This window comes from Lysobacter antibioticus (genome assembly GCF_001442535.1).
Lineage (GTDB): Bacteria > Pseudomonadota > Gammaproteobacteria > Xanthomonadales > Xanthomonadaceae > Lysobacter > Lysobacter antibioticus.
The window spans coordinates 5,697,223-5,706,992 of sequence record NZ_CP013141.1 but is presented as its reverse complement, the minus strand read 5'-3'; the positions used below and the strand labels follow the sequence as shown (position 1 = coordinate 5,706,992).

Sequence of the window (9,770 nt, the reverse complement as noted above, 5' to 3'; positions counted from 1 at the left end):
CCGACGCCGCCGGCCGCCGGGCCTACGAATCGGTCGACCCCTTCATCGGCACCGGCGGCGAGGGCCATACCTTCCCCGGCGCGGTGGTGCCGTTCGGCATGATCCAGCTCAGCCCCGACACCGAGATCCAGCCGCGCAAGCAGGCCTACGGCTGGGCCGCCGGCTATCGTTATAGCGACAGCAGCATCGTCGGTTTCTCCCACACCCATTTCTCCGGCACCGGCCATTCCGACCTTGGCGACGTACTGCTGATGCCGATCGCCGGCGAGGTCAAGCTCGAGCGCGGCGATTCCAAAACGCCGCGCAGCGGCTACCGCTCGCGCTTCCGCCACGACGACGAAGTCGCGCAGCCCGGCTATTACGCAGTCACCCTCGACGACTACAAGATCCGCGCCGAACTCACCGCGACCGAGCGTGTCGGCGTGCATCGCTATCGCTTCCCGAAAGGGCAGCTTGCGCACGTGCTGGTCGACCTGCGCACCAGCCTGTACGACTACCCCGGCAAAATCCTCTGGTCGCGGCTGCGCTTGCGCGCCGACGGCACCGTCACCGGCTACCGCGAAACCCGCGGCTGGGCGCCGGGCCGGCAGCTGTATTTCGCGATGCGCTTCTCGCGTCCGGTGAGTGGGCACGGTTTTCACGACACCGAAGCCGACATTGCCTACAAAGGCTTCCCGCCGCCGGGCGAAAAAGACCCGGCGCAACGCGCGCAGATCGAAGGCCGCCAGGTGGTCGGCAGCCTCGACTTCGCCGACGCCGACGGCCGCGACCTGATCGTCAAAGTGTCGATCTCGCCGGTCAGTGAAGACAACGCCATCGCCAACCTCGACGCCGAAGTGCCCGGCTGGGATTTCGACGCCGTGCGCGCACAGGCGCGCGCGAGCTGGACCGAAGCCTTGTCGGCGATCGACGCCGACGCGCCCGAGCCGATGCGTAAGAGCTTCTACACCGCGCTCTATCACACGCTGATGGGGCCGAGCTTGTTCATGGACAGCGACGGCCGTTACCGCGGCCCCGACAACGCCGTGCACCAGGCCAAGGCCTTCCGCTATCACTCGACGTTCTCGCTGTGGGACACCTACCGCGCATTGCATCCGTTGCTGACCCTGGTGCAACCCGAGCGCCGCAACAACGACTTCGTCAATTCCCTGCTCGCCTCGCGCCGCCACAGCCCCTACGGCATCCTGCCGATCTGGTCCTTCCACGGTCAGGAAACCTGGTGCATGGTCGGCTACCACGCCGTGCCGGTGATCGCCGATGCCTACATGAAAGGGATCCGCGGCTACGACACCAACGAGGCGCTCGACGCGATGGTCGCCAGCGCCAGCTACGGCCCCTACGACGGCATCGCCCAATACATGCAGCTCGGCTACGTGCCGATCGACGAAGAAGGCGAGGCCGCCTCGAAGACCCTCGAATACGCCTTCGACGACTGGACCATCGCGCGCATGGCCAGCGACATGGGCCGCCAGGACATCGCCGCCAAGTTCGAAAAGCGCGCCGGCAACTGGAAGCACGCCTTCGACCCGAACAGCGGCTTCATGCGCGCACGCAAGCGCGACGGCGCCTTCCGCGAACCCTTCGACCCCACCGCCAGCGGCTACGGCACCGACTACACCGAAGGCAACGCCTGGCAGTACTCCTGGTACGTGCCGCAGGACGTCGCCGGCCTGATCGACGCCCACGGCGGCGACGCCAAGCTCGTCGCCAAACTCGACCAGGTCTTCGACGCCAAGGTCGACCCGAAGACCTTCGCGCACATGGAAGACATCACCGGCCTGATCGGCTGGTACGCCCACGGCAACGAACCCAGCCACCACGTCGCCTACCTCTACGGCTACGCCGGCCAACCCTGGCGCACCCAGGAACGCCTCAAGCAGATCATGGCCAGCCAGTACGCCCCGCGCCCCGACGGCCTGGCCGGCAACGACGACCTCGGCCAGATGTCGGCCTGGTACGTCTTCACCGCGCTCGGCTTCTACCCGGTGGCCCCGGCCAGCAACGAATACGCCATCGGCCGCCCCTTCCTGCCCAGGGCCACCCTCAACCTGCCCAACGGCAAACGCTTCAGCGTCGTCGCCGACGGCCTGGACGACGCCCACCCCTACATCGGCGCCGCCACCCTCAACGGCCAGCCGTTGGACCGCAGCTTCCTGCGTCACGAAGAGATCATGGCCGGCGGGGAACTGCGGTTTACTATGCAGGCCACGCCGAATAAGGCGTGGGCCAGCGATCCGAAGCAGCGGCCGTATTCGATGAGTGCGAAGCGCTGAGGGGACGGTTGTCGCCTAGGCCTGTCTCTGCCTGGATGAGCGGCCTTTGGTAAGGCGCTTCGACTGGTGAGGCACCTCGATTGCACCTCGATACGGTCCATCGATTGGCAGGAATCGACGAGGCAGGCCACACCGCTGCTGCGCGCCGTCTCTGCGTCGAGGGGCATGGGCTTCCCGTGCGACGGCGCTGGCACATAGCCGCGCCGCTTACGCCCGCCCCGCCCAACCATTAGAATCCCTGCTCGCGCGGGCCTATAGCTCAACGGTTAGAGCAGAGGACTCATAATCCTTTGGTTCCAGGTTCGAATCCTGGTGGGCCCACCACTCCTTCCGGAAGGGCGTTTATCTCCCCCTCCGCACGTTGAGAAAACCCCCTTATTTTCGAGGGTTTCTGCGAAGGCCGTGGTTTCAGAGAACCGGCGAAAAACGCCGTTTGGCGAATTTTTCGCCAGTCAGTCCTCTCTCTTCTCCCTACCTGTGGTCTCGGAACCACAGGGCTGATTTTCGCCCCCTTGTAAATCAATGGGTTAGCCGTGGACTTTTCCGCGAGTTTTTCGGCGATCAACAGGTCAACCAAAACCCGAAACCCACTTTTGGGAACCATAGGTGGGCATGCCAAGTGAGGCCGAGGAGCATCGTTGCGCTCGTTTAGACCTAATCATTGGATGGAGGTTCGAATCTATCTGGCCGCGCCAAACTCCCAGCCTCAACTTTTTCTACGCCTCGTCGCAACGACGGAAGAGGCCTTATTTCCGAGGCTTCTGGCGTTTCCCATTGGTCGGCGAGTTATCCACGGAGGCGCTGTTTGGCGATTTTTTCGCCTCTCTCCGGGCCTTTTTCTCCAAGCCTGTGGTCGGCCGACCATTGCTCACCCTTAAAAATCAGGCACTTGCAAAGGCCGGTTTTTTTATCTTTTTGAGCCCAAGGCGACATCAAACCACTTGATCCGACCAATGAGGCCGACTCAGGATATGTATGTATATGCGCGATCTCTACGAAACCCTGGGCGATTCATTTCCAGACTCGACGCCGTGGAATCCACATCGCTGCTGAGCGGCCTGCTGAGTTTTTCAGATCCTAAAGGCCAAGAACCGCGATGACCTTCCCACGGATTTCGTCGATCTCCGCAGAGGATACGAAGCCGACGGAAAAGGCCTGGCGATCTCGCCAGTCGAGCGTGCGAATGTGGTACGTCAGGGCCGCCGACGGTTCGCGAAGCGATGTGAGTACAACCTCGAACGGGTTGCCCTTGATCTTCGTCGTGCATGGAATGCAGACAATGAGGCCCGTCTTATCGTTGAAGCCCTGGCTGCTGAGCACAACGGCAGGGCGTAGGTTTGCTTGCTCGTGTCCGCGGATCGGGCTGAAGTCGATTTGCACGACTTCAGACATGCGGGGGACCCAAGGACGATTCACCAATCGATCCGCTCAGCACCACGGTCGCCAGCTTCGATCAATTCGTGGCTGTTCTCGACGGACAAGCCCGCTAACAGCGTTTCGATCGAATACGCCGGAGTCACTGACAAAGTGCGGCCAGTCACCGACAGGCTGACACTTGAAGATGCGTCGACGCCCATCGTTTGAGCGATAGCCTTCGGGATCGAGAGGGTGATGGAGCCGCCAGTGCGGCGGAGAACGGCGATGGTCATTTCGAGACCCTCCTCAGCTTGCACCGTGTTTTACGTGGAGCAAATATTAGCGCCCGGTTGCGCCCAGCGCAACTTGAAAAGATGCAATCTAGCTTCGCATCCTGACTACGTTCATCTAGTGCTGGATTGTCTACTGGCTGTCCCAATATGGGACACATGATGCATTAAGCTATTGATTTTATTAATCTAATTCCGGCGAGTCCGATCACCCAACGTCGCCAAATCCCACGCTGTGCTTCCCAGTGAAAGCCCCGAGGCAGCGGCTGAGCGTGCCCTGGAATCGATCTACGCGGGTCCGGCCGCGGGATCGCGGTCCAATGTCCGGCCGCCCCGGTCGAGCTTTTCACCACATCCATCGCTGGTCACTTGCGGGCCAAAACAACCTCTATTACACTAAGTGTAAAAGACACATACAGAGGCTGTAGAGCCGCATGGAAGTCCAGTTTGAAGACCCATCGTTGGAGCGACTGGAGACGGATCCGAAGTACACAGCAGGCCTTGATGCCGCGTTGGTGAAGATCTTCCGCAGGCGCATGCAATTCATACGAGCATCGCCCGACGAGCGTGCGTTCTATGCCATGAAGTCACTGCATTACGAAAAACTCAAAGGCGACCTAGTTGGCCAACGCTCTATGCGCTTGAACGACCAATGGCGCCTGCTGCTGCGCTTAGAAGAGGATGACAAAGGGAAACTGGTCGTCATTGTCTCAATCGCCGATTACCACTGACCCAAGGACACGCCATGAACACGTTCGCCGAAATCTTTCCACCGGGCGAGTTCCTCCGCGAGGAACTGGAGGCGCGTAATTGGACGCAGACTGAACTGGCCGAAATCATCGGTCGCCCGGTGCGCCTGATCAACGAGATCATTGCCGGAAAGAAGAGCATCACCCCGGAGACTGCAGTCCAGCTGGGTGATTCGCTAGGTACAGGCCCGGAGGTGTGGATGAATTTGGAGAGCCAGTACCAGCTCTCCAAGGTCCGCAGCGCCGATGACCTGATCGCGCGCCGAGCAGAGCTATACAATCGATTCCCAGTCCGCGAAATGATTAAACGCGGCTGGATTACTGCGTCCAAGAACATCGATGTACTCGAACAGCAGTTTCTTGAGTTTTTTGGCCTCAAGCAGTTGAACGATCCGATGATCTTTTTCCATGCGGCTAAGAAGACCGATGCCGACGCCGCAGCGTCCAGTTTGCAACTAGCGTGGCTGCACCGAGCTTGGCAAGCGGCCAGCGAGCTGATTACGGGCCCTTACAGCGAGCCGAAGTTGCGCCAAGCATTGCCGCGCCTGTCAGCGCTCAGAACCGCCCCCGAGGAAACCCGGCACGTCCCCCGGATCTTGGACGAATGCGGCGTGCGTTTCGTAATTGTAGAGCCAATCGCGGGCACCAAAATTGATGGCGCCTGCTTCTGGCTGGCCGACGATAAGCCAGTAGTAGCCATGACCCTGCGTCTGGATCGGATCGATAACTTCTGGTTTGTGTTGCGTCACGAATTGGAGCATGTACTGCTACGCCATGGGCGTGATCAGGGCTACATCCTAGATCAAGAAATCGAGTCCGAATCAGTCGACCAGATCAACGAAGAGGAAAGGATTGCCAATGCGGCTGGCACCGAGTTTTGCGTGGACCAAGCTGAGCTGATGGGGTTCGTCTCCCGAGTTTCTCCCTTCTTCAAGGAAGAACGTGTGTTGTTGTTCGCCCAGCGCCTGAGGATCCACCCGGGCCTAGTGGTTGGTCAATTGCAGCGACGCCTGCGTCGCTATGACTTGTTCCGCAAGCACCAGGTGAAAGTACGTTCGTTCGTCACCAGCTCCGCCCGTACCGATGGATGGGGCGTGGTTCACACCGACTAAGAGAGATATTCCCCCAATGTCTGCCTATTCCAACCAAGTGAAAGAGTACATTGAGCGCTACAAGGCCGAGAATGGCATTGAAGGCCCCATGGACTTGCATGAAGTAGCATCCTGGGCTTGGCGTAATGGCTTGCACAAGCCCAACGCCAAGACCGTGATCGACGCCATCGCTGCCGACATCGCTCAGGTATTCCGAGAGGAATATCGGACTGACGTACATGGTCGCCGGTATCGGGCAAACCATGCTGCGACCCACAAACAGGGAACCAAGACCCTTTCGCTATGGGCTGATCTGGACGACCCCAACGCACCGCACAGCCACTTCGTGCGCTCATTCGCTCAACGTCGCCAGCAGATCGTTGGGGATTGTGTACAGTTAAAGACTGACGTGGATGTCTACAACGACAAGCGCGTTCCGGTCGAACCGATTCAGATCCCCCTGGATTTCACGCTTGACGTGGCCGAATTGCAGCAGCCGTTGCGGAAGGTTGCCTGAGCACATGCTGGACTTAGGTTGACAACGAGGATCGGCGACTCCGAGCTATCCAGGCTCAATGCATCCCGCGGTCGATCCGGGCTGAATCGCGCAGGGCCTCGTAGACACCTGATATCCAACACCACAGTCTAAGCCGCTTCGCGGCTCGGACCAATTGGGTGCAAGGCTCCATGATCGACTCTTACGAGCTTACGAAAGCAGAATACGAGGCCCAATTCTGACACCCCCTGTTTGACGTGACCAAGAGCGCGGACGAGATCGTAGGTTTGTGGAGCTATGCGAACCAAATTATTGAAGATGAATATCACAATAGCCCCGGGTGGCACGCCAACTTCATCTACGAAACTTGCGACGACTCGTATTGCGTCAGGCCATCGGCGCTCTATGATCCTGGCGACCAGTAGAGGCACCCGTCGATGACCATTGGTATAGAGCGTGACCTCGAAGTTGAGCGGACGCTTGCCTGGCTCCACGGAATTGCGGGCCACGAACTTCTTGAACGCCTCCAAGACGCCAAGGAACACTTCACTCGTACAAGTTCGCCACCGGCTGGCTCGATACTCTGGCCCGACCCCGTGGACCTCCTCCCTCCCGCTGACCCCGCGTCCGGAATCATTCTACAGGCTTACGCACTAGTCGATGACCGACGTTTTTTCGATGCGAGGCTTGGCTCCCGCTACATTCCCTTTCTCAAGCTGATCGGCAGTGCCCTACCCACATTGCACCTTGTCGAAGGCACCGTTGATCGAGTAAACAAATTGCTCGAGAAGAAAATGATCATCCTGAAGGCACTCTGCTTGAACTAGCCGTTGCCGCCCGCTATTTGAACGAGGGGTACGACGTTAGGTTTGTTCCAGAGTCGGATAAGAGGAGCCCAGACATGGAAGTGGCACTTGGTGGCACGAATATACAGATCGAGTGCAAAAGGCTGCGTCCTAGTCTTTTTGAGCGAAATGAAGGCATTAAGGTGAGAGCGATGTTCGCCAAGGCATGCGAACTCGTCGCAACGAAGCTCGCTGGTGTCCACCTAGATGTTACCTTCGCGGCCCCACTCGATTCCATTCCGGAAGACTACCTTCGCTGCCATGCCGAGTTCGCTCTAAGTCGATCGCCTATCCAACATGAATGGTCTGACGATTTTGGAAGAGGCACCGTCACGCAAGGCGACATGGACGGACTGCGTGCCGACACTCAAGATACATGCCTTCTTGTCGGGACCTAAACTATTCCGGCTCTTTACTCATAAGATCGTGCCCTCGCAACGAGTGTTGATGGGTGTCGAAGGAACAAGTCTCGAGGAAGATCCACGCTATCTAGATAATTTTACGTCCGTAGCGCTACTTAGTTGGGATACCGAGAACCCCGGCTCGGTATCGACTCGCGCGCGCCATGTTCGCTCCAAACTCGCCGAGATAGACGCTCAGCTTGGGGGCTGTCATCTCGGTGTGGCGCACATCGTGCTAGATGCGGAGCGAGACGCTAGCAGCTTCCGATCTCCGCCGTGATCGCAATCGGGAGCAGATCAGGACTTTCCAGTTCAAGTCACGAGTCGTGAGTCTCCACTCCCATTATCTGTTGACGCACACGGCTGAGACGACCTCCTGGACTATAGACGAAACGGCCGATTACGCGTCCGCGATGCCAGAGCAACTGCTGGAAGATCCAAGACTGTTTGTAGATGGCGTCGAATTGGGTGAAGAGCCGGCATGGCACCAGCCGGCTCCTAACTGACCGCTAGGTAAGTTGGCCGCCATCTATGGGCTGACTACGAGTAGCTCCGGGAGCTTGCATCGGCTATTGAGGCCACTATTTATCGCCGATACTGCATCGCGTCTTACAAGTATCTTTCCGGCGTACCGCTCGGTCGCTGAGCAGGCTAGCAGCCGAATTCACGCCGACCAGTAGGGCCTAGCAATCATTCATGTCGAAGCCGCTTCACGACCAATATCTGGCGTAAAAAAAGATCGAGGGGCGCCCCCTCGATCCAGGGACTTCAATTTAGGTCTGATCGTCGACTTCTGCCGTCGGCCCGTTCGCCTTCACCGACGCAATGCCACCATCCCGAGCCGACTCGCTCGAATACAGCTCGCTCGTTCCGATGACCTGGCCATTCGATGCCTTGAGATTGAACATCGGCTTTCCATTGCTTGAGTCCTTTCGCTCGTAGCGTTCATCAAGCGCAGAGTTCTTCTTTACCGACTCTATGCCATCCTCCGCGCTACTCTTCGCGTTATAGAGCTCGCTAGTGAGAATGGTCTCGTGGTTGCCTGCCTTCAGGACAAAACGAAACTGCGAGCCGGAACGGCTGAGTACGTAACGTGCTGCCATGGATTACTCCTTTGGTCGATGAGGGCCCGGGTGCAATCAGGAACCTGCCGCGGTCGATCAGGTCAGGCGCGGATCACATCAGGCAATCGATACTGGCACGCGGGCAGCGCGCGAAACAATTAGCAGAGCCAGCTTCTCACGCAATCTATTTAGTGTGCTTTGTGATTGATTCAGCAGTGGCTGCTCTTAAACGAGCCCCTCTGGCACCGGCATGGAACCGGCACGGGCAGCCATGTTCCTAACAAGCTGCGGACTTATCCGACGCCAGTGTCGGAAAAGTCTGACGCTGATCTCTCGCAGTTCAGCGATACTCAGGCCTTCAGGGATGGTCGACGAGGGCGATGCCGTCGGCCGGCACAGAGAGCGGAGCAGGGAACGCTGCAGAACCACACAAGACGAACAACGAAATCTTAGCCAAACGGGCCGGAAGGGGTGATTGGTAACACTCCTTACGTAGGACGCGACAGAACACTGAGGAACGCCATGGAAAAGAGTGAACTGAAGTCAAAGAAAGATGTGTCAACATTGCAGTTCATAGGTACGGAAGGCGGAATATTCCTAGCTTCTGTTGCTAGCCTTTACCTCCTAATCTGGCTTTCCACGAACCAACTTAGCACCGAGGAATCGGTGAATCGCGTGCTGATGTCGAAACTTCAGGGGAATACGGTATCTGATCTTGGGTACACCATCCTTGCCCTTTTCATCGTCTATTCGCCCATTGGGTTGCTCCTCCGCTACAAGCGCGGCGGGATGATTTATCGCATCGCGGACGCGGTAATCGATGAACTCCCGCGTACGATGTACTTCTTCGGTGCGAATTTGACGGCGGTCGCTCTCGCAGGTGGCGTCTACCTTGAAGCGACCCAGGATCCGGGTTGGGGCCGGTTCTTCGGCCTCGCAGCATTCTTTGCGGCAACCTTCTTCAGCGGCGGCTGCTTCCTGAAGTCAGTCCTGAAGGCCGCATCCGAGCATGAGGCACGCCAGTCAGCTACATAATCTTGAAGCCCGCATCATTCGGGATTCAAGCGGCATACGGCGGCGGGTCAAGTTAAGAGAAAGGGAGGGTCAGAGCCGCCCCCATTCCGCTAAGCTAAGGTCGCTATGCTCGGCTCACGGAGCCTGGATCATCGACAACGCGCGACCAGATCCTGCGGTAGGGATTGAGC

The 9,770-nt window shown here is 58.5% G+C and carries 9 protein-coding genes, 1 tRNA gene and 1 pseudogene; 8 read left to right on the top strand and 3 right to left on the bottom strand.

Annotation, left to right across the window (positions count from 1 at the left end; all coding sequences use genetic code 11):
- Positions 1–14: 14 nt before the first annotated feature.
- Both GLA29479_RS23075 and GLA29479_RS23070 read left to right on the top strand, forming a co-directional pair.
- Positions 15–2,273 (top strand): annotated as a pseudogene (locus tag GLA29479_RS23075) (GH92 family glycosyl hydrolase); the annotation flags it as partial.
- A gap of 248 nt (positions 2,274–2,521) precedes the next feature.
- A tRNA-Ile gene (locus GLA29479_RS23070) sits at positions 2,522–2,597 on the top strand.
- A 753-nt stretch (positions 2,598–3,350) separates the two neighbouring features.
- Here GLA29479_RS23070 and GLA29479_RS23065 read toward each other — a convergent pair.
- On the bottom strand, positions 3,351–3,665 hold the full coding sequence (locus tag GLA29479_RS23065; RefSeq protein ID WP_057972984.1) for a type II toxin-antitoxin system PemK/MazF family toxin: 315 nt from the start codon (positions 3,663–3,665) through the stop codon (positions 3,351–3,353).
- A gap of 20 nt (positions 3,666–3,685) precedes the next feature.
- Positions 3,686–3,922 (bottom strand): AbrB/MazE/SpoVT family DNA-binding domain-containing protein, encoded by a 237-nt coding sequence (locus GLA29479_RS23060; RefSeq protein WP_144436716.1) that lies wholly within the window; start codon positions 3,920–3,922, stop codon positions 3,686–3,688.
- Between the two features lie 431 nt (positions 3,923–4,353).
- Here GLA29479_RS23060 and GLA29479_RS23055 point away from each other — a divergent pair, with 431 nt between their 5' ends.
- The 5 genes from GLA29479_RS23055 to GLA29479_RS25085 all read left to right on the top strand — a co-directional run bounded on the left by GLA29479_RS23055 (position 4,354) and on the right by GLA29479_RS25085 (position 7,498).
- Positions 4,354–4,650 carry a type II toxin-antitoxin system RelE/ParE family toxin gene (locus tag GLA29479_RS23055; protein WP_057972272.1) on the top strand — a complete coding sequence of 99 codons (297 nt, stop codon included), beginning with the start codon at positions 4,354–4,356 and terminating at the stop codon, positions 4,648–4,650.
- Positions 4,651–4,664: 14 nt separating this feature from the next.
- Positions 4,665–5,780, top strand: coding sequence for a HigA family addiction module antitoxin (locus tag GLA29479_RS23050; RefSeq protein WP_057972271.1), 1,116 nt, complete (start codon positions 4,665–4,667; stop codon positions 5,778–5,780).
- Positions 5,781–5,796: 16 nt separating this feature from the next.
- Positions 5,797–6,276, top strand: a complete 480-nt coding sequence (locus GLA29479_RS23045) for a hypothetical protein (RefSeq protein ID WP_057972270.1) — start codon at positions 5,797–5,799, stop codon at positions 6,274–6,276.
- Between the two features lie 416 nt (positions 6,277–6,692).
- On the top strand, positions 6,693–7,082 hold the full coding sequence (locus GLA29479_RS23040; protein WP_057972982.1) for a hypothetical protein: 390 nt from the start codon (positions 6,693–6,695) through the stop codon (positions 7,080–7,082).
- A gap of 74 nt (positions 7,083–7,156) precedes the next feature.
- Complete coding sequence (locus GLA29479_RS25085) at positions 7,157–7,498, top strand: hypothetical protein (protein ID WP_144436715.1); 342 nt, start codon at positions 7,157–7,159, stop codon at positions 7,496–7,498.
- Between the two features lie 776 nt (positions 7,499–8,274).
- On the opposite strand, the gene GLA29479_RS23030 is transcribed toward GLA29479_RS25085, so the two are convergent.
- Positions 8,275–8,604 carry a YegP family protein gene (locus GLA29479_RS23030; RefSeq protein ID WP_057972269.1) on the bottom strand — a complete coding sequence of 110 codons (330 nt, stop codon included), beginning with the start codon at positions 8,602–8,604 and terminating at the stop codon, positions 8,275–8,277.
- A gap of 483 nt (positions 8,605–9,087) precedes the next feature.
- Between GLA29479_RS23030 and GLA29479_RS23025 the strand changes: the two genes are divergently transcribed.
- Positions 9,088–9,600, top strand: coding sequence for a hypothetical protein (locus GLA29479_RS23025; RefSeq protein ID WP_144436574.1), 513 nt, complete (start codon positions 9,088–9,090; stop codon positions 9,598–9,600).
- The last annotated feature ends 170 nt before the right edge of the window (positions 9,601–9,770 follow it).

Coding starts and splice junctions, on each gene's coding strand:
- GLA29479_RS23065 (WP_057972984.1), bottom strand. CDS start 3,665: ATGTCTGAAGTCGTGCAAATCGACTTCAGCCCGATCCGCGGACACGAG.
- GLA29479_RS23060 (WP_144436716.1), bottom strand. CDS start 3,922: ATGACCATCGCCGTTCTCCGCCGCACTGGCGGCTCCATCACCCTCTCG.
- GLA29479_RS23055 (WP_057972272.1), top strand. CDS start 4,354: ATGGAAGTCCAGTTTGAAGACCCATCGTTGGAGCGACTGGAGACGGAT.
- GLA29479_RS23050 (WP_057972271.1), top strand. CDS start 4,665: ATGAACACGTTCGCCGAAATCTTTCCACCGGGCGAGTTCCTCCGCGAG.
- GLA29479_RS23045 (WP_057972270.1), top strand. CDS start 5,797: ATGTCTGCCTATTCCAACCAAGTGAAAGAGTACATTGAGCGCTACAAG.
- GLA29479_RS23040 (WP_057972982.1), top strand. CDS start 6,693: ATGACCATTGGTATAGAGCGTGACCTCGAAGTTGAGCGGACGCTTGCC.
- GLA29479_RS25085 (WP_144436715.1), top strand. CDS start 7,157: ATGGAAGTGGCACTTGGTGGCACGAATATACAGATCGAGTGCAAAAGG.
- GLA29479_RS23030 (WP_057972269.1), bottom strand. CDS start 8,604: ATGGCAGCACGTTACGTACTCAGCCGTTCCGGCTCGCAGTTTCGTTTT.
- GLA29479_RS23025 (WP_144436574.1), top strand. CDS start 9,088: ATGGAAAAGAGTGAACTGAAGTCAAAGAAAGATGTGTCAACATTGCAG.